24 protein-coding genes and 1 riboswitch are annotated in these 24,809 nt (G+C 65.4%); of the genes, 20 read left to right on the top strand and 4 right to left on the bottom strand.

Annotated features, from left to right (window positions below):
- Positions 1-140 precede the first annotated feature (140 nt).
- From cobN to cobJ, 5 genes are read left to right on the top strand one after another with little or no spacing between them, the layout of a single operon-like run.
- Positions 141-3,386: a cobaltochelatase subunit CobN gene (gene cobN / locus AC0KW6_RS17200; protein WP_474035493.1), complete on the top strand. Its 3,246-nt coding sequence runs from the start codon at positions 141-143 to the stop codon at positions 3,384-3,386.
- Entirely contained in the window at positions 3,383-4,555 is a 1,173-nt protein-coding gene (gene cobG / locus AC0KW6_RS17195) for a precorrin-3B synthase (protein ID WP_323778448.1), read from the top strand. The genes cobN and cobG overlap by 4 nt, the downstream gene beginning before the upstream one ends.
- Before the next feature lies 1 nt (position 4,556).
- A complete protein-coding gene (locus AC0KW6_RS17190; RefSeq protein ID WP_323778446.1) occupies positions 4,557-5,186 on the top strand; it encodes a precorrin-8X methylmutase in 630 nt (209 codons plus the stop codon).
- Positions 5,187-5,189: 3 nt separating this feature from the next.
- On the top strand, positions 5,190-5,906 hold the full coding sequence (cobI, locus tag AC0KW6_RS17185) for a precorrin-2 C(20)-methyltransferase (protein ID WP_474035492.1): 717 nt from the start codon (positions 5,190-5,192) through the stop codon (positions 5,904-5,906).
- Complete coding sequence (gene cobJ / locus AC0KW6_RS17180) at positions 5,903-6,667, top strand: precorrin-3B C(17)-methyltransferase (RefSeq protein ID WP_474035491.1); 765 nt, start codon at positions 5,903-5,905, stop codon at positions 6,665-6,667. Before cobI ends, cobJ begins: the two co-directional genes overlap by 4 nt.
- On the opposite strand, the gene AC0KW6_RS17175 is transcribed toward cobJ, so the two are convergent.
- A complete protein-coding gene (locus AC0KW6_RS17175) occupies positions 6,664-7,404 on the bottom strand; it encodes a cobalt-precorrin-6A reductase (protein ID WP_474035490.1) in 741 nt (246 codons plus the stop codon). The genes cobJ and AC0KW6_RS17175 overlap by 4 nt on opposite strands.
- Here AC0KW6_RS17175 and cbiE point away from each other — a divergent pair.
- From cbiE to cobF, 10 genes are all read left to right on the top strand, one after another.
- Positions 7,403-8,602: a precorrin-6y C5,15-methyltransferase (decarboxylating) subunit CbiE gene (cbiE, locus tag AC0KW6_RS17170; protein WP_474035489.1), complete on the top strand. Its 1,200-nt coding sequence runs from the start codon at positions 7,403-7,405 to the stop codon at positions 8,600-8,602. The two genes, AC0KW6_RS17175 and cbiE, sit on opposite strands and share 2 nt — an antisense overlap.
- Complete coding sequence (locus tag AC0KW6_RS17165) at positions 8,599-8,976, top strand: cobalamin biosynthesis protein (protein WP_323778437.1); 378 nt, start codon at positions 8,599-8,601, stop codon at positions 8,974-8,976. The genes cbiE and AC0KW6_RS17165 overlap by 4 nt, the downstream gene beginning before the upstream one ends.
- Positions 8,973-9,767 carry a precorrin-4 C(11)-methyltransferase gene (cobM, locus tag AC0KW6_RS17160; protein WP_474035488.1) on the top strand — a complete coding sequence of 265 codons (795 nt, stop codon included), beginning with the start codon at positions 8,973-8,975 and terminating at the stop codon, positions 9,765-9,767. The genes AC0KW6_RS17165 and cobM overlap by 4 nt, the downstream gene beginning before the upstream one ends.
- A gap of 16 nt (positions 9,768-9,783) precedes the next feature.
- Positions 9,784-11,103 (top strand): cobyrinate a,c-diamide synthase, encoded by a 1,320-nt coding sequence (locus tag AC0KW6_RS17155; protein WP_474035487.1) that lies wholly within the window; start codon positions 9,784-9,786, stop codon positions 11,101-11,103.
- On the top strand, positions 11,100-11,834 hold the full coding sequence (gene cobA, locus AC0KW6_RS17150) for a uroporphyrinogen-III C-methyltransferase (RefSeq protein WP_323778431.1): 735 nt from the start codon (positions 11,100-11,102) through the stop codon (positions 11,832-11,834). The genes AC0KW6_RS17155 and cobA overlap by 4 nt, the downstream gene beginning before the upstream one ends.
- Positions 11,831-12,166, top strand: coding sequence for a DUF1636 family protein (locus AC0KW6_RS17145; protein WP_474035486.1), 336 nt, complete (start codon positions 11,831-11,833; stop codon positions 12,164-12,166). The genes cobA and AC0KW6_RS17145 overlap by 4 nt, the downstream gene beginning before the upstream one ends.
- Before the next feature lie 170 nt (positions 12,167-12,336).
- A riboswitch (cobalamin riboswitch) is annotated at positions 12,337-12,551 on the top strand.
- A gap of 35 nt (positions 12,552-12,586) precedes the next feature.
- Complete coding sequence (locus AC0KW6_RS17140) at positions 12,587-12,757, top strand: CbtB domain-containing protein (RefSeq protein ID WP_024089135.1); 171 nt, start codon at positions 12,587-12,589, stop codon at positions 12,755-12,757.
- 4 nt (positions 12,758-12,761) lie between these two features.
- Positions 12,762-13,460: a CbtA family protein gene (locus AC0KW6_RS17135; protein ID WP_474035485.1), complete on the top strand. Its 699-nt coding sequence runs from the start codon at positions 12,762-12,764 to the stop codon at positions 13,458-13,460.
- Positions 13,461-13,525: 65 nt separating this feature from the next.
- Entirely contained in the window at positions 13,526-14,029 is a 504-nt protein-coding gene (locus AC0KW6_RS17130; protein ID WP_323778426.1) for a hypothetical protein, read from the top strand.
- A gap of 73 nt (positions 14,030-14,102) precedes the next feature.
- Positions 14,103-14,855, top strand: coding sequence for a precorrin-6A synthase (deacetylating) (cobF, locus tag AC0KW6_RS17125; RefSeq protein WP_323778424.1), 753 nt, complete (start codon positions 14,103-14,105; stop codon positions 14,853-14,855).
- A gap of 337 nt (positions 14,856-15,192) precedes the next feature.
- Here cobF and AC0KW6_RS17120 read toward each other — a convergent pair whose 3' ends face one another.
- The 3 genes from AC0KW6_RS17120 to AC0KW6_RS17110 form a co-directional block, all read right to left on the bottom strand.
- Positions 15,193-15,651, bottom strand: coding sequence for a transposase (locus tag AC0KW6_RS17120; protein ID WP_474035484.1), 459 nt, complete (start codon positions 15,649-15,651; stop codon positions 15,193-15,195).
- A 229-nt stretch (positions 15,652-15,880) separates the two neighbouring features.
- On the bottom strand, positions 15,881-18,991 hold the full coding sequence (locus tag AC0KW6_RS17115) for an efflux RND transporter permease subunit (RefSeq protein WP_474035483.1): 3,111 nt from the start codon (positions 18,989-18,991) through the stop codon (positions 15,881-15,883).
- Between the two features lie 36 nt (positions 18,992-19,027).
- A complete protein-coding gene (locus tag AC0KW6_RS17110) occupies positions 19,028-20,188 on the bottom strand; it encodes an efflux RND transporter periplasmic adaptor subunit (protein WP_474035482.1) in 1,161 nt (386 codons plus the stop codon).
- Between the two features lie 730 nt (positions 20,189-20,918).
- Here AC0KW6_RS17110 and AC0KW6_RS17105 point away from each other — a divergent pair.
- Genes AC0KW6_RS17105 through AC0KW6_RS17085 form a run of 5 tightly spaced genes read left to right on the top strand, consistent with a single transcriptional unit; the run spans position 20,919 to position 24,770 of the window.
- Positions 20,919-22,277 (top strand): AMP-binding protein, encoded by a 1,359-nt coding sequence (locus tag AC0KW6_RS17105; protein ID WP_474035481.1) that lies wholly within the window; start codon positions 20,919-20,921, stop codon positions 22,275-22,277.
- The gene (locus AC0KW6_RS17100; protein ID WP_323781191.1) at positions 22,274-22,531 is read left to right on the top strand and encodes an acyl carrier protein; all 258 of its coding nucleotides are present in this window, start codon (positions 22,274-22,276) and stop codon (positions 22,529-22,531) included. Before AC0KW6_RS17105 ends, AC0KW6_RS17100 begins: the two co-directional genes overlap by 4 nt.
- A gap of 49 nt (positions 22,532-22,580) precedes the next feature.
- Positions 22,581-22,958, top strand: coding sequence for an ectoine synthase (locus tag AC0KW6_RS17095; protein ID WP_323781194.1), 378 nt, complete (start codon positions 22,581-22,583; stop codon positions 22,956-22,958).
- Between the two features lie 16 nt (positions 22,959-22,974).
- Positions 22,975-24,108 (top strand): acyl-CoA dehydrogenase family protein, encoded by a 1,134-nt coding sequence (locus tag AC0KW6_RS17090; RefSeq protein ID WP_474035480.1) that lies wholly within the window; start codon positions 22,975-22,977, stop codon positions 24,106-24,108.
- Positions 24,105-24,770, top strand: a complete 666-nt coding sequence (locus AC0KW6_RS17085; RefSeq protein WP_323781200.1) for a transglutaminase-like domain-containing protein — start codon at positions 24,105-24,107, stop codon at positions 24,768-24,770. The genes AC0KW6_RS17090 and AC0KW6_RS17085 overlap by 4 nt, the downstream gene beginning before the upstream one ends.
- The last annotated feature ends 39 nt before the right edge of the window (positions 24,771-24,809 follow it).

Genomic DNA, 24,809 nt, shown 5'->3' with positions numbered 1-24,809 from the left:
GGGGCGATGATAGCTGCTGTCTTGACCGGCCCTTGGGCCGGACAGCCCCCGGCTCCCCCCCCGGGCGGGGGCTTTACCCCCACCCGCGGCCGGGGGCTGTCCTCCGCGCGTCACGGCGCCCATCGCGAAAGGCCTGACCCATGCACGTCGTCTTCCGCGAAAGCCACGGCCTTGACGAGACCGATACCCCGCAAGACCTCGGGCAGACGCCTGCGGACCTTGTGGTGCTGTCCTTCTCCGACAGCGACCTCGGCGCCTTCGCGGCGGGCTGGCACCGCGCGGACGGCAAGCTGCCCTCGCTGCGCGTCGCCAATCTGGTTGCGCTCAAGCACCCGCTGTCGGTCGACGTCTACGCGGAACAAACGCTGGAGGGCGCCAAGGGCGTCCTCGTCCGCCTGATCGGCGGCGAAAGCTACTGGCCCTACGGCCTCGCCACCCTGCAGGACCTGGCCCGGCGCAAGGGCATTGCGCTGGCGATCCTGCCCGCCGACGGCCGCGAGGACGCACGGCTGGATGAGCTTTCCACCCTGCCCGTCTCCACCCTGCGCCGCCTGCAGGCGCTTTGCGATGCCGGCGGCGCGGTTGCGGCACAGGCAGCCCTGGCCCAGTTGGCTCTCGCGGCCGGCCTCTACGCTGGTCCTGTCCTCGGCCTCAAGACGATGCCGGAACATGGGTTCTACGATCCGGAAAGGGGCGTGCTGCCCGACCTGCCGGCGCAGGACAAACCGCTGGTGCTGGTCAGCTTCTACCGCTCCTACCTCACCGCCGCAGACACCGCCCCGGCCGATGCGCTGATCAAAGACCTGCGCGGCCGCGGCTATGCCGCCTATGGCATCTTTGCCGCCAGCCTCAAGGCCCCGGCCGCCGCAGACTGGCTGCGCGAAAAGCTGCCCGCGCTGAACCCGGCGGCCATCATCAACGCCACCGCATTTTCGGCCCAAGGCACCGACGGCAGCGCCTCTCCGCTTTCCACCACGGGCTGCCCGGTATTTCAGGTCGCGCTCTCCACCGCCCGCAAAAAGGACTGGGCCGAGGCCGGCCGCGGCCTCTCCCCCGCAGATCTCGCCATGCATGTGGTGCTGCCCGAGGTTGACGGCCGCATCTTTGCCGGCGTCGTCAGTTTCAAATCGCCGGGCAAGAAAGACCCGGACCTGCAGTATTCCCGCTTTGCCCACCGCGCCGATCCGGGCCGCATCAAAGCCGCCGTCGACCGCGTCGAAGGCTGGCTGCGGCTTGCCAATCTGCCGAACGCAGACAAACGCCTTGCCCTGATCCTGTCCGCCTATCCGGGCCGCGACCACAACCTCGCCCACGCGGTGGGGCTGGACGCGCTGGCCTCTTGCGACGAAATCCTGCGCGAACTGGCAGCGCAAGGCTACGCTGTCGAGGCGCTGGAAAACACCGGCCTGCGGCTGATGCAGGAGACTCTCAGCGTCCCGCTGGAGGAGTACTTCAAGGCCCTTGCCACCCTGCCGCAAGACCTGCAGGACGCCCTGGCCGAGGCTTGGGGCAGCCCGGAAGAAGACGCGGACTGCCGCGATGGCGCCTTTCATTTCAAGGCCCTGCGCGCAGGCAATGTCCTGATCGCGCTGCAACCCGAACGCGGCGAGGTGAAAACCCGCGTCGATGACTACCACGACCTCGACCGCACCCCGCGCCACGCCTATGCCGCCTTTTATCTATGGCTGCGCGCGCAAACAGACGCCCTCGTCCACATCGGCGCCCACGGCACCCTGGAATGGCTGCCGGGCAAGGCGGTGGCCCTTTCCGGCAGCTGCTGGCCCGAGGTTCTGACCGGCCCTCTGCCGGTCGCCTATCCCTTCATCGTCAACGACCCCGGCGAGGCTGCACAGGCCAAGCGCCGCATCGGCGCCATCACCCTTGGCCACCTGCCGCCGCCCTTGGCGCAGACCAGCCTGCCCGACGGCATGGCCCGGCTTGAAAGCCTGCTGGATGAATACTCCACCGCCGACGGCCTGGACCCGGCCCGCCGCGACCGGCTGATCGGCGATATCCGCGCCGAGGCGCAAGGCACCGGCGTCGAGGCTGATCTGGGCCTTACCCCCGGCACCTCTCCCGCCGAGGCGATCACCCGCATCGACGCCTTTGTCTGCGACATCAAGGAAAGCCAGTACGGCGAAGGGCTGCATATCTTCGGCACCGGCCAATGCGGGGCAGAAGAACGCGCCGGCCTGATTGCGGCCCTGGGCGGCAAGATCGTCCCTCCCGGCCCATCCGGCTCGCCGTTCCGGGGCCGCGACGATGTGATCCCGACGGGCCGCAACCTCTTTACCACCGATCCGCGCGCGGTGCCGTCGCGGGCGGCGCATGCGCAAGGGGTCAAATTGGCAGAAGAGCTGCTGCGCCGCCACCTGCAGGACCACGGCGACTGGCCCAAGGGGCTGGTGATCGACCTCTGGGGCTCCGCCACCATGCGCACCGCGGGCGAGGAATTTGCCATGGCCCTGCAGCTCGCAGGCCTCGCCCCCAAATGGGACGAAGGCTCCGAACGCGTCTCCGGCTTCGAGGTGCTGCCGCTGTCGATGCTGAACCGCCCCCGCATCGACGTGACCCTGCGGGTTTCCGGCCTGTTCCGCGATGTGTTTCCCGGCCTCGCGCAGATGTTCGAAACTGCCGCCGCCGCCCTCGCCCAGCGCGAAGAAACCCAGGCCGACAACCCCTATCTCACCGAGACCCCGCGCGTCTTTGGCCCCAAGCCGGGCCAGTACGGTCTGTCGATGAACCCGCATCTGGACGATTATACCGACGCGGCCCGCGCCGCGGCGGGCGAAGCCTGGCTCAACGCCTCCTCCCACGCCATCGATGCCAAGGGCGCCATCAGCGACGCGCGCGAGGCGCTGGAGGTCCGGCTGCAGGGCGCCGACAGTTTCGTGCATTTGCAGGATCTGCCGGAAACCGACCTGCTGATCGCCTCGGATTATGCCGCGCATGAGGCCGGTTTTGCCGCTGCCATGGCCCGCATCGGCCAGAAGGCGCCCGCGCTCTACCACATGGACGCTACCCGCCCGGACAAGCCGCAGGCGCGCTCTCTGGGCGAGGAAATCGCCCGCGTCACCCGCGCCCGCGCCGCCAATCCGGACTGGGCCACCGCGATGATGGGTCACGGCTTCCGCGGCGCGGCAGAAATCGCCGCCACCCTCGACCACATGGCCGCCTTCGCGCATCTGGCGCAGGTGGTGCAGCCGCATCTGTTCGATCTCTATTTCGAGGCCACCCTGGGCCGCGACGATCTGGTGGCGTTCATGGAGCGCGAAAACCCCGACGCACTTCAGGCCATGCGCGACCGCTTCCGCGCGCTGTATGACGCGGGCCTCTGGAGCACCCGGCGCAACTCGATCATGGCAGAGCTGGAGGGCGCCGCATGAATGGCGGGGCCATCTCCGGTACGCCTAAGGTATACGGCTGGTGCCCGGGAGCCTTGCGCCCGATGATGTCCGGCGACGGGCTGGTCGTGCGCATCCGCGCGCCGCTTGGTAAACTCTCCGTTAACCAGGCGCGCGGTGTGGCAAGACTTTCGCAGGACTTCGGCAATGGGCTGCTGGATATCTCCGCCCGCGCCAACCTGCAGATGCGCGGCCTCCGCGCGGACCGCTATGAGGCGCTGATTGAGGGGCTGCGCGGCCTTGGCCTCCTCGACCCGGATGCACAGGCCGAAGCCCGCCGCAATGTCCTCCTCGCTCCCTTCTGGGCTGAGGGTGACGACACCCACGCCATCGCCACCGACCTCAGCGCCGCGCTGACAGCCGCAACGGACCTGTCTTTGCCCGGAAAATTCGGCTTTGCCGTGGACTGCGGCGAAGCCCCTGTGCTGCAAGACACCGCCGCCGACATCCGCATTGAGCGCGCAGGCGGCACCCTGATCCTGCGCGCCGGCGGCGCGGAGACCGGCACGCCCGTCACACGTGAATCCGCCGTTGCCGAAGCCCTGGCCCTGGCCCGCTGGTTTCTCAAGCAGGGCGGCGCGCCCGAAGGCCGCGGCAGGATGCACCGTCTGATCGCGCGCCGCGGGCCGCCGGCAGCGCATGCCGCACCGATGGCACGCGCCCGCTTCACCGCAAAACCGGGCGCTGTCCCCGCGGGGACACTGGCCGCTTTGGAGTTCGGTCAGATGCCCGCCGCCACGTTGGCACGGCTGGCAGATCATGGGCCTGTCCGCCTCACCCCCTGGCGGATGCTGCTGGTGGAAGGTGCCGCTAGCCTGCCGCCGCTGCCCGGCCTGATCCTGGACGCAGCGGACCCGCGCCTGCAGGTCGTCGCCTGCACCGGCGCGCCCGGCTGCCTGCAGGCGCTGTCCTCCACCAGGGGCTTGGCGCGCCAATTAGCGCCGCATGTCCCCGCGGGGACAAAGCTGCATATCTCCGGCTGCGCCAAGGGCTGCGCCTGCCCGGGCACCGCGCCGCTGACCCTGACTGCAACCGGCCAGGAAGAATTCTCTCTGATCCGCCGTGGCACTGCCGCGGATCAGCCCGTAAAGACCCGCCTGAGCGCCGCCGCCTTGCGCGCCGCTCCCGAACTTCTGAAAGAGGGCAACTGACATGCTCCACACCTATGAAACCAACGGCGCGGCGATCTATGCCGAAAGCTTTGCCACCATTCGCCGCGAGGCCGATCTGGGGCGCTTCAACAAGGACGAGGAAAGCGTTGTTGTCCGCATGATCCACGCCGCCGGAATGGTGGGCCTGGAAGAGCACGTGCGTTTTTCCGAGGGCATGGCCGAATGTGCCCGTGCAGCACTTGCCAAGGGCGCGCCGATCCTCTGTGACGCCTATATGGTCAGCGAAGGCATCACCCGCCCGCGCCTGCCCGCGGACAACGAGGTGATCTGCACCCTGCGCGACCCCAAGGTTCCTGACATGGCCAAGGAAATGTCCAATACCCGCTCTGCCGCAGCATTGGAGCTGTGGCGGCCGAAACTGGAGGGGGCCGTGGTTGCCATCGGCAATGCCCCTACCGCGCTGTTCCATCTTCTGAACATGCTCAAGGATCCCGCCTGCCCCCGCCCCGCCGCCATCATCGGCTGCCCGGTGGGTTTTGTCGGCGCGATGGAATCGAAAGACGCGCTGATGGAAGACCTGCCGGTGCCGTCGATGATCGTGAAGGGCCGCCTCGGCGGCTCCGCCATCACTGTCGCAGCGGTCAACGCGCTGGCGAGCTGGAAAGAGTAACCCATGGGTAAAGTCATCTGCGCCGGGCTTGGCCCCGGGGATCCCGACCTGATGAGCGTCCGCTCGCACCGGCTGATCTCAAACGCGCGCCACATCGCCTATTTCCGCAAGGCCGGCCGCCAGGGCCAGGCCCGCGCCATTGTCGAGGGTATGCTGGGTGACGGTGTCACCGAACATGCAATGGAATACCCGGTCACCACCGAGATCCATTTCGCGGACCCCGAATACAACCGGGTGCTGGCGGAGTTCTATGACCAATGGGCCGACACCCTGGCCGAGATCGCGCAGGACGAGGACGTGGTGGTGCTCTGCGAGGGCGACCCGTTCCTCTATGGCTCCTACATGCATCTTTACACCCGCCTGCAGGGCCGCGCCGTGCAGGAAATCGTGCCCGGCATCACCGGCATGTCCGGCTGCTGGACCGCCTCCGGCCAGCCGATCACCTGGGGCGACGATGTGCTGACCGTGGCGATGGCCACCCTCAGCGAGGATGAGCTGACGGAGCGCGCGTCGAACACCGATGCGCTGGTGGTGATGAAAATCGGCCGCAACCTGCCTAAGCTGCGCCGCGCGCTGGAGCGGGCGGGCCGTGCCGGGGACGCGTGGCTGGTCGAACGCGGCACCATGCCGGGGCAGACCGTGCAGAAGCTCTCGGAGATCGACGGCGACGTGCCTTATTTCTCCATCGTACTGGTTCACGGACAGGGGCGCCGGCCATGAAACTATCGCAAAACGGTTGGGTTGTGATTGCCGGGCTTGGCCCCGGAAACGAAGCACTGGTGACGCAGGAAGTGCGCGACGCCATTGAGGAAGCCACTGATATCGTTGGCTATATCCCCTATGTCAAACGCATCGAGCCACGCCAGGGGCTGACCCTGCACGCCACCGACAACCGGGTCGAGATCGACCGCGCCACCCACGCGCTGGAGATGGCTGCCGAGGGCAAACGGGTTGTCGTGGTGTCCTCCGGCGATCCGGGCGTCTTTGCCATGGCCTCTGCCGTGTTCGAAGCGCTGGAAAGCAACGCCGAAAGTAAACCGGAGTGGCTGGACCTGGAGATCAAGGTTCTGCCGGGCATCACCGCGATGCTGGCCGCAGCTGCCGCCATTGGCGCGCCGCTGGGGCATGATTTTGCGGCCATCAACCTGAGCGACAACCTGAAGCCCTGGAGCCTGATCGAAAAGCGCCTGCAGCTGGTTGGCGAAGCCGGTCTGGCAATGGCGTTTTACAACCCGCGCTCCAAGTCGCGGCCGCATCAGTTTGCCCGCGCACTGGAAATCCTGCGCGAGGCCTGCGGCGCCGACACGCTGATCACCTTTGCCCGCGACGTGACCAAGCCCGGGCAGGAACTGCTGACCGTGCCGCTGAAGGATGCAACGCCAGAGATGGCCGACATGCGCACTGTGGTGATTGTCGGCAACCGCGGCACGCGGCGCGTCGGCAGCTATGTCTATACCCCCCGCTACGCGGCTGAGGGTTAAGCCAGGGGATGCGAGAGCCAGGCCATAACCGCTGCCACACTGCCCATAACGGGCCGCTCGGGCACCTGCGGCCTGCCGATCATGATGACCGGCAGGCTCAGCTCGCGCGCGGCAGCGAGCTTGGCCGCAGCACCCGCACCGCCGGCGTTCTTGGCAACCACATGGGTGATGCCGTGGCGCTGCATCAGCGCAGTGTCACCCGCCGCGTCAAACGGGCCGCGGGCGATTTCAACCGTGGTATGCGGCAGCGGCAATTCCGCCTCGGGTTCGTCCACCAGCCGCAGCAGGTAATGGTGCTGGGGCTTGGCTGCGAATTGGGTGAGGTTCTGCTTGCCGATTGCCAGGAACACCCGGGCTGCCGCCTCGGGCAGAGCTTCGGCGGCTTCCTCTATGCTATCCACATGCACCCATTGGTCGCCCTCCCCGGCCTGCCAGGCCGGGCGTACAAGGGCGCAAACCGGCACCTCTGCCAATTCGCAGGCATGCACCGCATTGCGGCTCATCCGGGCAGCAAAGGGATGGGTTGCATCCACCACATGGGTGATGCCCTCGGCTTGCAGATAAGCGGCCAGTCCCTCGGCACCGCCAAAACCGCCGACGCGGGTGGGCAGCGGCTGATTGACGGGCCTGGCGGTGCGGCCGGCGTAGGAAAACACCGCATCCGCGCCGGTTTCAGCGAGGGTTTTGGCCAGCGCCGAGGCCTCGGTGGTGCCGCCCAGCAAGAGGATGCGTGTCATGTCTGATAGCCTTTCAAAGCACTGGCTGACGATTATCGGTCTGGGCGAAAATGGACTGGAAGGCCTGTGCGATGCAAGCCGGAAGGCATTGGCCGAAGCCGAAGCGATCTTTGGCGGCCCGCGGCATCTGGAACTGGCCGGCGCAGGCAGCAAAGGCCAGCCCTGGCCGGTGCCGTTTTCGATCGGTCCGGTGTTGGAAATGCGCGGACGGCGCGTCGCCGTTCTGGCCTCTGGCGATCCGTTCTGGCACGGCGCCGGCGGGTCGCTGTCCCGGCATCTGGAGGCGGGAGAGTGGGTCTCGCACCCGGTGCCCTCCACCTTTGCGCTGGCGGCGAACCATCTGGCCTGGAAGCTGGAGGAAGTGCTGTGCCTTGGCCTGCATGCGGCGCCTTATGCGCGGCTGCGCCCCGTTCTGGGCAACGGGACGCGCGTCATCTGCACAATGCGCGACGGGGCGGCGCCGGCAGAGCTGGCGGAGTGGCTGGCAGCTGAAGGGTTCGGCCCCTCGCGGCTTACTGTAATGGAATGCCTCGGCGGGCCGCGCCAGCGGGTGCGCTCTGTCTCGGCCGAAGGGTTTACCCTCCAGGGCATTCAGGCGCCGGTTGCGGTGGCGGTTGAGGCTGCGGGCAGCAGGGGCCTGCCGCAAGCCCCGGGTCTGGCGGATGATCTGTTTGCCAGCGACGGGCAGATCACCAAACGGCCCATCCGGGCGCTGACACTGTCGGCGCTGGCCCCGCGCGCAGGCGAGCTGCTGTGGGATATCGGCGGCGGGTCCGGTTCGGTTTCGGTGGAATGGTGCCTTGCGGCATCCGGCGCAAGGGCGATCGCATTCGAGCCGCGCGAAAGCCGGTTGCAGAACATCCGTGCCAATGCGGCGGGGTTTGGCCTGGATCACCGGATGACGGCGGTTCCGGGCAAGGCGCCGGACGTGCTGGCGGGCCATCCCCTGCCGGATTGCGTGTTCATCGGCGGCGGCGGGTCGCAGGATTTGCTGGACCATCTGTGGGAAATCCTGCCCGCAGGCACGCGGCTGGTTGCCAATGGTGTCACGCTGGAGACCGAGACCCTGCTGATGCAGGCCCATGGGAGGCGCGGCGGCCAGCTGCTGAAGGCCGAGATCGCAGAAGCGGGCCCCCTTGGCTCGATGCGCGACTGGCGGCGGGCCCGGCCCGTCATTCAGTGGAGTGTCACCCGATGAAAGTGGCAGGCATCGGATTTCGCACCGCCGCCACCGCAGCGGATTTGCGGGCGGCGCTGGCGCTGACCGGGGTTGAGGTGGATGCGCTGGCCTCCATTGCGGAGAAAGCGGAAGCGCCCGCGATGCAGGAATTTGCGCAGAGCATCGGCCTGCCGGTAATTGCGCTGCAGGACCGGGAAATTGCCGGGGAGCAGACCCTCACCTGCTCGCCCCGGATCAAGGCGCGGTTCGGCACCGGGTCGCTGGCGGAAGCCGCGGCGCTGGCCGGAGCGCGGCACGGGGCACCGGGTGCCGGGGCGCGCCTTCTCGCCCCAAGAGTTGTCACCGCGGATGGGCTTGCCACCGCGGCCATAGCAGAAAGACTTGAGCCATGACCGTTCACTTCATTGGCGCCGGACCGGGCGCTGCCGACCTTCTGACCTTGCGCGGGCGCGATATCCTCGCGGCCTGCCCGGTGTGCCTTTATGCGGGCTCGCTGGTGCCGGAGGAAATCCTGAGCCACTGCCCGGAGGACGCCAAAGTGGTGAACACCGCGGCGATGGATCTTGAGGCCATCGTGGCAGAGATCAAGGCCGCGCATGCGGCGGGCCAGGATGTGGCGCGGCTGCATTCCGGCGATTTGTCGGTGTGGTCGGCGATGGGCGAGCAGATCCGCCGCCTGAAGGCCGAGGGGATCCCGGTGAGCGTCACCCCCGGGGTGCCGTCCTTTGCCGCCGCTGCGGCGGCGCTGGGGACCGAGCTGACGCTGCCCGGTCTGGGGCAATCGGTGGTGCTGACCCGCACGCCGGGGCGCGCGTCTTCGATGCCTGCGGGGGAGTCGCTGGAGAATTTCGCCAGAACCGGCACCACGCTGGCGATCCACCTGTCGATCGGCAATCTGGACCATGTGGTGGACAGCCTGACGCCGCATTACGGAGCCGACTGCCCGGTCGCCGTGGTTTACCGTGCCAGCTGGCCGGATCAGCAGATCATCCGGGCGACGCTGGACACCCTGAAGGCATCGCTGGACGAGAAGATCTCCCGCACCGCGCTGATCCTAGTGGGTCCGGTGCTGAAGGGCGAAGGCTTTGACGAAAGCTGCCTTTATTCGACTGAGTACGACCGCCGCTACCGGCCGCAAAGCGCTGACAGCCCGTGGTCGAGCTGGAGCCATGGGGACGATTGAGGGGAAGAGTGAGCTGATGACTGATATGAACCCTCCCGGACTGATGATCTCGGCGCCCTCATCGGGCACCGGCAAGACCACCGTGATGCTGGGCCTTCTGCGGGCGCTGGCCGAGGACGGGCTGGCGGTGCAGCCCTACAAGAGCGGCCCGGACTACATCGACCCGGCCTTTCACCTGGCCGCTGCAGGGCGTCCGAGTTTCAACCTCGACACCTGGGCGATGGATGCACAGCTGCTGGATGCGGTCACAGGTCAGGCGGCAGGCGCGGAAATCTGCATCGGCGAAGGCTCGATGGGGCTGTATGACGGTGTGGCAACGCGCGGGCAGTCGGGCTTTGGCTCCTCTGCCGAAACAGCCAAGCGCATGGGCTGGCCGGTGGTGCTGGTGGTTGACGTGGGCGGTCAGGCGCAATCGGCGGCCGCCACGGCCTTGGGGTTCAAGAATTATGACAGCGATGTGCCCTTTGCCGGGGTGATCCTGAACCGGGTGGCCAGCCCGCGGCATGAGCGGCTGACCCGATTGGGGATGGAAAAGGCGGGGATCAAGGTGCTGGGCTCTCTGCCCCGCCGCGGCGACCTGACCCTGCCGGAACGGCATCTGGGCCTGATCCAGGCGGTGGAGCATCCCGATCTGGAAGCGGCGATTGCCGGCTACGCGTCCTTTCTACGCGAGAATGTTGATCTGGAGGCGATCAAATCCGCCGCGCTGGCGGGGGCTGCCCCGGCGGCGGCTAAGCTGCCCTTGCCCCCGGCCCAGCGGATTGCCTTGGCGCGGGATGCGGCGTTTTCCTTTACCTACCCGCATCTGCTGACCGGCTGGCGCGCAGCGGGGGCAGAGATCCTGCCGTTTTCCCCGCTGGCGGATGAAGCGCCTGCTGCGGATGCCGACCTGGTCTGGCTGCCCGGCGGCTACCCGGAACTGCATGGCGGCGCGCTGGCGGCGGCGGAGAGCTTCCGCGCCGGGCTTTGCAAACATGCCGAGACCAAACCGGTGCATGGCGAATGCGGCGGCTACATGGCCCTGGGCGAAGCGCTGATCGACAAGGACGGCAACCGGCACCGGATGGCCGGGCTGCTGGGGCTGGTGACCTCCTATGAGAAGCGCAAGTTCCACCTCGGCTACCGCCGCGCCATTCTGCAGGCGGACATGCCGGGGTTTGCGGCCGGCACAGCTTTGCGCGGCCATGAGTTCCACTACTCCACCATTCTGGAAGAACCCGACGCGCCCTTGGCCAATGTCATGGACGCCGATGGCGGGCCGGTGCCCGAGACCGGCTCGGTCAAGGGCCATGTCACCGGCACGTTTTTCCACCTGATCACCGGAGAGCAGGCATGAGCGGCTTTGTCAGCTTTGTGTCCTCCGGCCCCGGCGACCCGGAGCTGCTGACGGTCAAGGCCGTCAAGCGGCTGGAGGCGGCGGATGCGGTGCTGTTTGACGATCTGTCCTCGGGGCCGATCCTGAACCACGCTCGTGAGGACGCCGATCTGGTCGGCGTCGGCAAGCGGGCGGGCCGTCCCTCGCCCAAACAGGACCATGTGAGCCGGCTCTTGGTGGATTATGCCTCCTCCGGCCTTAATGTGGTGCGGCTGAAGTCGGGCGACTCAGGCGTGTTCGGGCGGCTTGAGGAAGAGATGACAGCCCTGCGCAGCGCCGGCATCAAGTTTGAGATCGTGCCCGGCGTGACCGCGGCCTCGGCGGCAGCGGCGGCGGCGAATATTCCGCTGACCCGGCGGCTGACCGCGCGGCGGCTGCAATATATCACCGGCCATGATGTGACCGGCGGCCTGCCGGACAATCTGAACATCGCGGCGCTGGCGGACGCAGAGGCAACAACGGTTGTCTACATGGGCAAGCGCACCTTCGCGGGCCTGTCTGAAAAGCTGATGGAGGCCGGCCTGCCGGAGAGCACACCCGCACTGGTGGCGCTGGGGGTTTCAACCCCGGAACAGTCGCTGCACCGCCATACCGTAGGCGAGTTGCCCCGCCTGCTGCGGGAGATGGAAACCACCGCGCCGGTGCTGATCCTGTACGGTCCGCTGGCGGAGCCGGACCTGCCCGGCGCATGAGTCTGCCCACGGTCACCCTGTGCCGCACCTGCCGCGGCGCGGACCCTGCCCTGTTCGGGCAGGTCCGTGCCGCGCTGGAGGCATCGGGGGTAAAGGCGCAGCTGCAGCAGGTGGATTGCATGTCCGGCTGCAAACAGCCGCAGACGCTGGCGGTGCGCCAATGCGGCAAGACCGCCTATCTGTTCGGCAAGGTCACGGCGAAGGATCTGCCGGATGTGCTGACCTTCCTGCGGATGTATGAGGGCAGCCGGGATGGCAATTTCGCCGATGCCCGGCCGCTGGGAAAATTGCGGTTCAAGGCGATTGCCCGGATCCCGGCGGATTTGGAGTAGCCCGCCTGCAGCGGGCGGCGGCAACAACCCGGCGCGGCATTTTGGCCGGAAAATTTGAAATTTCCGCCTGCAGCTGCGGCAGCTCACCTGTGCCGTGAAACTTGCCCCGCATGACGCTGCAGAGCGCAAACCTGGCGGATTCTTCCTTGACCGGACGCATCCCCGCAGGGCAGAACAATCCGATACGGTGTCTGATAGTGCCTAAGCACTGGGACTGAAACGGGAATGAGGACGGTGGACCAAATCGCGGCACCGAAGCCTCAACCGCCCCCGCGACTGTGAGCGGCGAGCGGCCTTCCAATATCCACTGGCGTGAAGGCGCCGGGAAGGAGGAAGGCAGCAGCGACCCGCGAGTCAGGAGACCGGCCGTGTAACGGACGCAACTTATACCGTCGGGTGTGACGGTAGGGAGGACTACAAATGACGACCAATACGCTTAAGGCTTCTGCTGCCGGCACCAGTGTACTTCCGGCTCTGTTTGCCGTGGTTCTGGGGCTGGGGATCATCACGCTGACCGGCCATGTTCAGGCATCTGCCCTGCATGACGCCGCGCATGACGTGCGCCACGCCACCGGCTTCCCCTGCCACTAAGGCCATGTTCAGCCGCATTCTGACCAGCGGCTTGTTCGCTGGCGCTGCAGCAGGGTTGATTACCGCCCTGCTGCAGCTTTATTTCGTGCAGCCCGTGCTGCTCCACGCCGAGCTGTATGAGAGCGGCGCGCTGGTGCATTTCGGCGCTGACCCGGTCACCGCCCATCCTGCCCTGCCCGGCCTGTTTGCCGAGCCGGTGCGCGATGGCCTGAGCATTATCTTCACCATGCTGACCTATACCGGTTATGCGCTTGTGATGGCGGCGCTGATGTCTGTGGCCGAGCGCCAGGGGCATGAGATCAACGCGCGCACCGGCCTGTTGTGGGGTCTGGCGGGGTTCATCACCTTCCACTTTGCACCGGGCCTGTCGCTGGCGCCGGAAGTGCCGGGTGTCGCCGCCGCTGACGTCGGCGTGCGCCAGATCTGGTGGGCCGTGACAGTGGCTGCGGCCGGTGTCGCCATGTGGCTGATCGCCTTTGGCGGCAACCTGGTGAGCATCCTGATCGCAGCCCTGCTGCTGATGGGTCCGCATATCGTTGGCGCGCCTGAGCCGGAGACCTTCTCGGGCCCGGTGCCGACCGAGATCGGCGCGCTGTTTGCCGCCCGTGCCTTTGGCATCGGCATGGCCGCCTGGGTGCTATTGGGCAGCTTCGCCGGCTATTTCTGGCAGGTTGAAGGCAAGCGCGCAGCCGCCGCAGCCTGATCCCGCCTGATCTGCCCCCCGCCGGCCAGAACCGGCGGGGACAGTCTTTTTCCGAGGATAACACGATGCCCCGCTCCCTTGCTCTTTTTGCCATTGGCCTGATCTTCGGCGGCGGCGCCGGTTTTGTGATTGCCGCCGGCAATGGCGTCACCTTTGACGGTCATGACCACGGCGACCCGGCCCACCATGGCAAATCCGCGGCAGAAGCCATGGCCCATGATCATTCTGCTGCGGTCGACCTGCCCGCCGGCGGCGACGCGCCCAGCGTTGCGATCCGGCTGATCAAGGACCCGATGGCCGGATGGAACCTGCAGGCGACACCGCAGAACTTCCGCTTTGCGCCTGAACACGCCTCTGCCGCTGACGTGCCCGGCGAAGGCCATGCGCATGTCTATGTGAACGGCGAAAAAATCTCCCGCCTCTATGCCGGCTGGATGCACATCCCGTCGCTGCCGGACGGCGCCGAGGTGAAAGTGTCGCTGAACACCAACAGCCACAGCCGGCTGCTGGTTGCAGGCGAACCGGTTGAAGCCAAAACCACCGCGCCCGCTGACGGCGACGGCTCCTGACCGCAACTGCAGGCTTGCAAGAACTCCGGCACGGCTCCATAGGGGGCCGTGTTTTCATGTGAAAGGCCCCGTCATGATTGAGCTTTGCCTGATCGGCATCGGCACCGGCAACCCGCAGCACATGACGCTGCAGGCAATCGACGCGCTGAACGCGCAGGACCTGATCCTGATCCCCAACAAGGGCGCGGGAAAGGACGATCTGGCCGGCCTCAGGCGCGCGATCTGCGACCGGGCGATCAAGGGCAATGGGCCGAAGATCGTCGAATTCGCCCTGCCCGTGCGCGACGAGGCCACCAAAAGCTACCGCAAGCGGGTGGACGACTGGCACGACGCCATCGCGGAAATCTGGTGGCAGAACATCACCGGAAACCTGCCCGCGGGCGGCAAGGCCGGGTTTCTGGTCTGGGGCGATCCGTCGCTGTACGACAGCACCATGCGGATTGCCGAGCGGCTGAAGACGCTGGCGGAGATCAAGCTGACGGTGATCCCTGGCATCACCTCGGTTCAGGCGCTGACTGCGGCCCACGCGATCCCGATCAATGAAATCGGCGCGCCGTTCACCATCACCACCGGGCGGCGCTTGCGGGAAAACGGCTGGCCGGACAGTGCCGATACGCTGGTGATCATGCTGGACGGGGAATGCTCGTTTCAATCCATTGCGGCGCAGGGGATCGAGATCTTCTGGACCGCCTATGCCGGCATGGAGAACCAGATTTCCATAGCGGGCCCGCTGGCGGAGGTTGCGGCCCAGATCATTGAAACCCGCACCAAGGCACGGGCCGAGCACGGCTGGATCATGGACATCTACCTGCTGCGGCGGTGCTGACCCGCCGCCGTCAGGGGCGGAACGGCATTGCAAACAGCGCGAGCGCCAATGCTGTTTGCTGCAGCTGAGGAGCAGCCTGCGGATTTCCTCGCCGGAGGCTTCAGGGGCACTCCACTGAGCGATGCGGCGGATCATCTTGCAGCGTTTCCCGTTCAGTTTCTGGGCATGGGCCGCGACTGGGGCTGCGGTGCCTCGACCCGCCGGCGGGGGCATCCCTTTCGCCGGTTCCGCCAGCCAGTCCGGACCCGGTGCGGCCGGGGCCAAGAAGAGAAAATGCTGGACTGTCTTGTGCATCGCTATGCCGGGGCGCGGCCAAATCCGGTGAAACTTGCACAGCTCAGAAAGAAGCTGCCAGCGTCGAACCAGGCCGGGCAGCACAGATGGGAAGGGAGAGGTGATGGGTCTGCCCTTGCGGCAGCTGCGCGGCGTGGCGGAGGGCACGGGGGGAGCGACCCGGCTGATACTGCTGCCATAGCCCCCCCTTTCCAAGGGCGCCCGTTGCGGCGGCGTGGCGGCGAGAAATCCGGCATGGGCCAGTGAGTCCGGCCATCTGAAACAGCCTCTCGGCCAGTCGAACTGTCTGGCGAAGCGGCAGGCCGAAAACCACATTCAACATGATGCAAGTTCGGATCGCAGCATCCGCGCAGGTTTCAGACCGACCACGCTCGCCGGACTTTTTCGTATTCCAGTTCATGGCGTGACCGAACCAGACTGTTAACGAACCGCGTCTGTACAGGGAGGCATTGCAGGCCGGCCAGTCTGCCCTGCGGTAGCTGGGCGGAGAAGGCTTCGACATGCGTCGGATCCAACCGTCAGAAATCGCGAAGGGAATCCCTGTCACTTTTGGCGCAGCAACGTCCGGATCAGCACGTCATCAGGATGCCATTTGTCCGCCGGGACTGAACGATCCCGGCGGGTCTGGTTACGCGCTGTGGACGCCGGAAGCTTTTGATCCGGGGCCACCCTCAAATGCCGCAGGACAGCTAAATATCGCGCTGCTGCAGCAACTCCGCTCCTGCGCCTGTTTACACGGGCTTTCTGTTGCGGCCCCGGATCAGCCGGTAGATCACCACGAAGAACAGCGGCACGAACACAACCCCCAGAACCGTCGCGGAGATGACGCCGCCCATGACGCCTGAGCCCATCGCCGTGCGCCCGCCCGCACCTGCGCCGGAAGACAGCACCAGCGGCAGAACGCCCAGCGAAAAGGCCATGGAGGTCATCAGGATCGGGCGGAACCGCTGCTGCGATGCGTCCTTCACCGCTGCCAGCAGCGGCTCGCCGGCCTGCACCTTGTCACGGGCAAATTCCACGATCAGAATCGCATTCTTGCCGGTGAGGCCGATCACCGTGAGCAGGGCCACCTGGAAATAGACGCCATTCTCGAACCCGCCCAGCCAGGCCCCCGTCAGGGCGCCGGCAACACCGATCGGCATCGCGAGCATTACCGCAAAGGGGATCGACCAGCTTTCGTACAGCGCGGCGAGGCACAGGAACACTGCCGCCAGCGACAGCGCATACAGAAGCGCGGCCTGATCGCCCGCCTCGCGTTCCTCCAGCGACAGGCCGGTCCATTCGGCCTGGAAGCCGGGCGGCAGCTGTTCCATCAGCGCTTCGATTTCCGCCATTGCCTCGCCGGTGGTGACCCCCGCGGCCGGGCTGCCCTGCAACTGGATCGCCGCAACGCCGTTGTAGCGGTACAGGCCCTGCGGGCCGAACCGCCAGCTGGCCTTGGAGAAGTTCGAGAACGGAACCATACCGCCGGTGTCGTTGCGCACCCGCCACTGTTCGATGTCCTCGGGCACCATGCGGTAGGGGGCGTCGCCCTGCACATAGACCCGTTTGATGCGCCCGCGGTCGAGGAAGTCGTTAACATAGCGCCCGGCCCAGGCGACCGAGAGCATCTCACCCACGTCGGTTGCGGAAATCCCCACGGCGCCGGCCGCGCTCCAGTCGACATTCAGGTTGAACTGGGCCGCATCCTCCAGACCGTTGGGGCGGATCGAGGCGATCTTGTCGCTTTGCGCCACCAGCCCCATCAGCTGGTTGCGGGCGGCCACCAGCTCCTCATGCGGCTGGCCGTTGCGGGCTTGCAGATAGAAGTCGAAGCCGCTGACGTTGCCCAGCTCAATGACCGCGGGCGGAACAATGGGAAAGACAAAGGCCTCGCGGATCTGGGAAAACACCCCGAAAGCGCGCCCTGCAATGGCCTGGACGCTGCGGTCCGGGGTGCTGCGCTCTTCCCAGTCCTTGAGGTTGACAAAGGCGAGGCCCATGTTCTGCCCTTGCCCGGCAAAGCTGAAGCCGCGCACGGTAAACAGCGATTTGACGTTTTCCGCCTCGGTTTCGAGGTAATGGGTTTCAAGCTGTTTCAGCACCTCTTCGGTCGCTTCAGCAGTGCTGCCGGTCGGCCCCTGCACCATGGTGAACAGGATGCCCTGATCCTCTTCTGGCAGGAACCCTGTCGGGGTGCGCAGGAACAGGCCGACCATCACTGCACCGATCATCAGGTAGATCAGTCCGATCCGCACAGGACGGCGGATGACATAGCCGACCGTCGCGCCGTAGCCGCGCGTCAGCCTGTCGAAAGCGCGGTTGAACAGGCCGAAGACGCCGCGGCTGCGGGCGCCGTGGTCGGGCTTGCGCAGCATCGTGGCGCACAGGGCGGGTGTCAGCGTCAGCGCCACCACCACCGACAGCATCATCGCCGAGACGATGGTGATCGCAAACTGCTGATAGATCACTCCGGTAGAGCCGCCGAAGAAGGCCATCGGCACAAACACCGCGGACAGAACCAGCGCAATGCCGATCAGTGCGCCGGTAATCTGCCCCATCGACTTGCGCGTGGCCTCGACGGGATCCAGCCCTTCCTCCTCCATGATCCGCTCGACGTTCTCGACCACTACGATGGCGTCGTCCACCAGCAGGCCGATCGCCAGCACCATTGCCAGCATGGTCAGCGTGTTGATGGAAAAGCCGAAGACCGCCATCACACCGAAGGTGCCGAGCAGAACCACCGGCACCGCCAGCGTCGGGATCAGCGTTGCCCGCAGGTTCTGCAAGAACAGGAACATCACCAGGAACACCAGCACGATCGCTTCGAACAGCGTTTTCACCACCTCTTCGATCGAGATCTTCACAAACGGCGTGGTGTCATAGGGGACCACATATTCGACGCCTTCCGGGAAGAACTGCGAGACCTCTTCCAGGCGCGCCTTCACCCGCTCGGCGGTGTCCAGCGCATTGGCGCCGGAGGCGAGCTGGATCGCCATACCGGCCGTGGGCGAGCCGTTGAAACGGGCCGATGTCGTGTAGCTTTCGGCGCCGATTTCCACCCGCGCAACATCGCGCAGCAGCACCAGACCGCCATCGGTCTCGGCGCGCACCACGATCTGTTCGAAATCCTCGGGTGTCGTCAGCAGCGACTGGGCGGTAATGGTTGCGTTCAGCGCCTGTCCTTCGACCGCAGGCAGCGAGCCGAAGGAGCCGGCCGAGACCTGGGCGTTTTCTTCCGAGACCGCCCGCACGATGTCGCTGGGGCTGAGTTCGAAGGCGGCCAGCTGTTCGGGGTTGAGCCAGATCCGCATGGCGTATTGGGCGCCGAAAACCTGTACGTTGCCGACCCCTTCCAGGCGGCTGAATTCATCCACCATGCCGGACACCATGTAGTCTGACAGGTCAACCGCATCGAGCCGGCCGTCGGTGGAGACCAGCGCCGCCACCAGCAGGAAGCCGCCGGAGGATTTGCGCACTGTGACGCCCTGGCGCTGCACGGTTTCGGGCAGCAGGGGAGTGGCTTGGCCCAGCTTGTTCTGGACCTGAACCTGCGCGATGTCCGGGTCGGTGCCGGTTTCAAAAGTCAGCGTCACCGAGGCGGATCCGGTGGAGGTGGACGAGGAATTGATGTAACGCAGACCGTCAAGCCCGGTCATCTGTTCTTCGATGACCTGGGTGACAGTGTTGTTCACCGTCTGGGCCGAGGCGCCGGGATAGTTGGCGCTGACCTCAACCGTCGGCGGGGCGATTTGCGGGTATTGCGCCACCGGCAGAACCATGACAGCCAGCACGCCAACCCCCATGAGCAGGATCGAGATGACCCACGCAAAGACCGGTCGATCGATGAAATATCTTGCCATTGTAAACCTTTATCTAAAGACGCAGCGCTGCGCGGCCTAGTCTTGCGCCACTTTGCCGGCGGCGTTCTGTTCTTCCGGAATAACCGTGGCGCCTGGGCCGGTCTTTTGCAGCCCGGCAACGATCAGCCGGTCGCCGGCCGCCAGGCCTTCGGAGACGATCCAGCGGCTGCCCTGGGTGCCGAGAACGGTCAGCACGCGGGCTTCGACCACATTGTCCTTGTTCACCACCAGAGCGGTTGGCTGGCCGCGCCGGTCGCGGCCGACACCCTGCTGCGGTGCCAGCACCACATCAGGGGCCAGGCCAACAGGGACATGCGCCTTCACATACATGCCGGGCAGCAGCAGCCCGTCCGGGTTGGGGAATTGCAGCCGCAGAACCGCCACGCCGGTTTGCGGATCCACCTGCGGCTCCGCGGCCAGCAAGGTGCCGCGGTGCTCAAAGGTCATCCCGTCCGCGAGAGTCAGCGTCACCGTCGGGTCCAGTTCCAGTCCGCGGTCGCCTTCGTCCTGCGCATCCCTGGCGCGGGTGTAACGCAGCACATCCGCGGTCGAGGCGGTTACATCGACGTACACCCTGTCGATCTGGCGGATGACCGCCATCGGATCAGCCTGCTGCGCCGTAACCAGCGCGCCTTGGGTGGTCAGCGCCCGTCCGACGCGGCCGGACAGCGGGGCCTCGACCACGGTGTGTTTCAGGTTGATCTCGGCGGCCTGCAGCTGCGCCTTGGCGACCAGCAGCCCGGCCCGGGCGGCATCCCGCCCTGCTAGAGAATCGTCAATCGCCTGCTGGGCGGCCACGCCGCGCTGAAACAATTCCGCGATGCGCTGTTCTTCCTTTTCGGCGGCGGTCAGGTTTGCCTTGGCCTGCGCGACGCTGGCACGGGCCTGCTGGACCTGCGCGTCATAGATCGCATCGTCGATCCGGTACAGCGGGTCGCCTTCTTTGACGGTGCCGCCCTCCTGGAACAGCCGTTCGACAATGATCCCGGACACCTGCGGGCGTACTTCGGCCACGCCAAGCGCCACCACCCGCCCCGGCAGTTCCGAGCTGAGCGTGACATCCTCTGCCTGCAAGGTGACGACAGTAACAGCCTGCGGCGGCGGCGCATCCTGCGCCTGTGCGGCAGTTGCGGATAATACCAGAAGGCTTGCAGCGGTTATCCCCTGCATCCCTTTTCTGATCCAATCCAAATTCATGTCTTTCTCCCGGGAATTAGTTCTAGCGGCTGCAGTTCGGTCAGCCAATTCCTGATCCGGCTGGACTGTAAGGCCCCGCGCAACGGTTCTGCAGACATCTGCATCCTTTGTTAAATTGTATGAAAATTTGCGGCACACTCACGGCTGATTTTCCGGTCCGTTCGATCCGGTCCGGCCGGCAGACTGGAAATGTTCAAATTCACATATTGCCGCAACGGATCAAAGCGCGGCGTCTCTCAGCGCGCTGTAGAACACGGCGCACTGCTGCGGTCTATGAAATAGTTCACAGTTGAACCGGTTTCTGCGCAGGTCTGCCCAGTGCCGGTGCTGTGGACAGTCCACCCCATGCCCGGGACACGTTGCAGCGTCTGGCGCCCGCCGCAAGACAATGCGGAACAGGCTTCGGGTTTACGGCCAGTAAAATACTGGCATTGCTGACGTTCCACTTACATCCGCCGGTTCACAGGCCAGACTGCTTTCCGAAGGAGTGTAAATGGGGCGTCCTGCCCAGCTTTACGCCATCATAAATTTAGTTGCGCAAACAAGTTGACGAATCGGACACCCCGGCCTAAATCCGCTCTTGTGAGTTGTTTGCGCATGCATACATATGGAGGTTTACGTGTATTTACAGCGACTAACAGACTCTTTGAAGTCGATTGCCCAAACGGATCCGTCCCGCACGGCCCTTTCCTGGCCCGGCAATGAACTGAGCTACGGCGGCCTCTGGAGCATGGCGCAGGATTTGGCCTGGCAATTTCCTGAAAGCGTAACTGCCGGCAGCCTTGTGCTCGTCGAAAGCGGAAAGAACCCGCGCTTCGTGGCGCTTATGATCTCCCTTGGGTTGTGCAAAGCCACGCCGCTTGTGGTTCCGGGGCGGCTTGGTGATGAAGTCAGAGAAAAGCTGATCGTGCGTTCAGGAGCCAGCCACATTGCCAGCTTCACGGATGCGGGAAAGCTTCGTGTAGCGGAAACCGGGCAAGTCCCGAAGCTGCACGCCGATGAGCGTGTCCCGCTCTGCCTGACGACCTCGGGGTCTACCGGCGTTCCCAAAGTGGTGGTGCTCAGCAAAGCCGGAATATCCAACTTCATAGACTGGGCGCAGAGCTATTTTTCAATAAAGACTGGCACCAGGATCCTCAGCATCGCGCCGTTCAATTTCGACCTGAGCCTGCTGGAGCTCTGGGCCGGACTTGACGCGGGAGCTGAAGTTATCCTTGCCGATCCTGAGCGGTCAACGGAACCCGGATACCTTATGGATCTCTGCACTGAGGCCAAACCGGAGATTGTCCAGGCTGTCCCCCTGTTTCATGAGCGTCTCTGCGCTACGGAGCGGGAAGAGGCAGGGTTTTCGCCGCGCCATGTCATCGTGACAGGCGAAGCGGCGCCCCGCACCCTGCGCCAGCGGATGGCCGGACAGTTCCCATCCGCGGTCTTCCACAATATCTACGGCAGCACCGAAACCAACGACAGTTTCATCCTGTCGTTGGGCGGCGAAGACTTCGCTGCGGCGGAAAAGCTGGGGATCGGCTGGCCGATCGCGGACACGGGCTTTTACATCACCGAAGACCCTGACGAGCCTGCAACCGGAGAGCTGTTCACCGCGACCCCGTTTGCGGCCAGCGGCTATTCTGACCCCGAACAAACGCTCAACGCCTTCCTGCCCCGGCTGGAGAACGAACGCCTGGTCACTTATTTCCGCACCGGTGACCGGGTGCAGCAGCAGCCGGACGGATCCCTGCTTCTGATTGGCCGCGCCGATTACGTGGTGAAGCTGCGCGGCGTACGCACCAATCTTCTCGATGTCGAAGACGTCATCCGCTTGCATGAGGCGGTGCGCAACGTGGCCACCCTGCCCTACCGCGACATTGTCAGCGGCCAGCAGCAACTGCTTGCCGTGGTGGAAACCTGCCCTGGCACCCCCGTATCCAACTTGGAGATGCGGGCCCATTGCGCCCTGCACCTCCCCAGGAGCGCACTGCCAAACCGCTACGTGCTGACGCAGGAGCCGCTGCCCAAGACCTCAACCGGCAAAATCAACCGCGGCGCTGTGCAGCGCCTCTATGCCCCCAAACCGGAGAAAAGCGCATGACCATGAAACAGACGATCAAGTCCTTCATCTGCGAGGAATTGCTGGCCGATGACATCGCGGTCTCGGAACTTGAGGATGATTATGACCTGCTGCGCAACGGCGTGGTCGACAGCCTTTCGCTGGTCCGCCTCGTTGCCTGGACCGGTGAAGCCTACGGCGTCCCCATCAACGAGATTGAGATCGCGCCGGAGGATCTGGCCACGGTGGCAATGATCGAAGGCTTCATCGAACGCCACACCAGCGTTGCCGCCTGAGGCAGCGCCTGAATTTCCGACAACAGAAATTTCCACAAGGACTACTGCAATGTTTCTCCGTGATACTTCCAACATCGAAGCCGTCAACTGGGGCAATGGCACCAGCGTGCGGCTTCTGACCAAAGCCGACAATATGGGCTTTACGGTCTGCCACACCGTGGTCAACCGCGGCACCGAGTCAAAGCTGCAGTACCGCCGCCACCTGGAGGCCTGCTATTGCATCAAGGGCCAGGGCAAGGTGGTCAGCGCCGATGGCCAGACCGTCCTCGAAGTCCTGCCCGGCTCTCTGTATGTGCTGGACCAGCATGACGCCCATCATTTGATCGCCGATCCGGAAGAAGACCTGCATCTGGTCAGCGTGTTCAATCCGCCTCTCGACGGCACCGAGCACCACCAGCTCGATGCGGCCGGGTATTCGCAGTACTGAAGCGGGCAGGCACATCATGTTGGATATTGCATTTGACAAGGGGGACAGCCCCCTTGCAGCCACCATCGCCCAGGCTGGCCAGACCTGGAACAGCAGTGCGGAACCGCCCGCACCGGATTGCCCGCGGTGGAAGGCCATCAGCGACACCGGCCTGTTCCGCCTCGCCTGCGACCGCGGCAAACCCTTTGCGGAGCGTAACATCGGCATCATTCATGCGATGGAGCGTTTGGGCGAAGAATGCCGCGATGGCGGCTTCACTTTCGCGGTTGCAACGCATCTCGCCAGTACCCTGACAGCGCTCGACAGGTTCGCCAGCGAAGAGCTGCGCGACGAAGTGCTGCCGGAGCTGGCCGCCGGGCGACGGATCGGCGCCCATGCGATCAGCGAGGCAGAAGCCGGGTCTGACGCGCTCGCCATGACCACCGCAGCCCGCCGCGACGGACCGGACTACGTGCTTGACGGTGACAAGGCTTTTGTCACCAACGGACCAATCGCGGACGTCTTCGTGATCTATGCCAGGACCGCCGGCACTGGTGCCGGCGCGGTTTCCGCATTCCTGGTGGACCGGGACACTCCCGGGCTGACTGTCGCCGCGGCCAAGCCGCTGGTGGGCTTGAAAACCTCCATGAACGGGCCGTTGCGGCTGCGGGACTGCCGGGTGCCTGCCAGCCGGCTGATCGGGCGCCAAGGCGCGGGCTTCATGGTGCTGAACCATGTGATGAAGCAGGAGATCCTCTACTCCTTCATGGCCAATGTCGGACAGATGAAGCACACGCTGGCGCGCTGCGTGCGCCATGTGCGCAAACGCCGCCAGTTCGGCCGCCCGATCAGCGACTTTCAGGCGGTTTCGCACCGTATCGCCAATATGAAGATGCGCTATGAGATTTCGCGGCAGTGCATCCTGACTGCGGCGGCCCGGCAGGCCCGGAACAAGGACGTGACCAGCGATGTGGCGATCGCCAAGATCTACGTCAGCGAGGCGCTGCTGGCCAATGCCATCGATGCGGTCCACCTGCACGGCGGGGTTGGCTACCTGGAAGAGACTGGCCTTGGTGCGGGGGTCGCGGATGCTCTGGCGGCGCCAATCTATTCCGGCACCAACGACATCCAGCGCGGCCGCATCGCTGCAATGATGGGAGTCGGATCATGAATGGCCTGGCCCCGGAGCAGCGCGCTGCCCTGACCGCCACGGAAGTGCTCGACATCCAGCACCCCGATGTGCGCGCAGCTTCGGAACGGGCGCTGGCGGATGGTGCAGAGGATGACACTGCCAAAGCGGTCGCCTTTTACTACGCCGTGCGGGACGGGATCTCCTACGAGGTCTTTGGCACCGGACTTTCGGATAATGATTTGAAGGCCAGTTCGATCCTCAAGGCGCGGCGCGGGTTCTGTCTGCACAAAGCGATCCTGTTTGCAGCGCTGTGCCGCTCGCAAGGCATCCCCTGCCGGATAGCAGCAGCCCGCGTGCGCAATCACATCTCCTCTCCGAACCTGACCAAGCTGGTGGGCGGCGATGTGTTTCTGCACTGGTTCAACCAGGTCTGGCTTCAGGGGAGGTGGGTCAAGGCGGCGCCGGTGTTCAACCAGCTTCTGTGCCGGATCTACCGCATTCCGCCGCTGGAGTTTGACGGGACCGGCGATGCCTTTGTCCAAGGTCATATGGACGGCCAGGAGATGCAGTATCTTGACAGCCCGGTGCGGTTCGAAGCGCCAACGGCAGAACAGCTGGTACAGCATGTTGGCAGGCACCACCCCTTGATGGTGCCTGACAGCCTGCGCGTGCCCCGTGAACGCGAGATAGCGGCGCTTTAGCGCCGCCCTCAGCCCTTTCTCACTTAGGACTCCGAACCC

The organism is Leisingera sp. SA215 (assembly GCF_055902035.1).
This window is presented reverse-complemented; position numbering and strand designations above follow the sequence as displayed.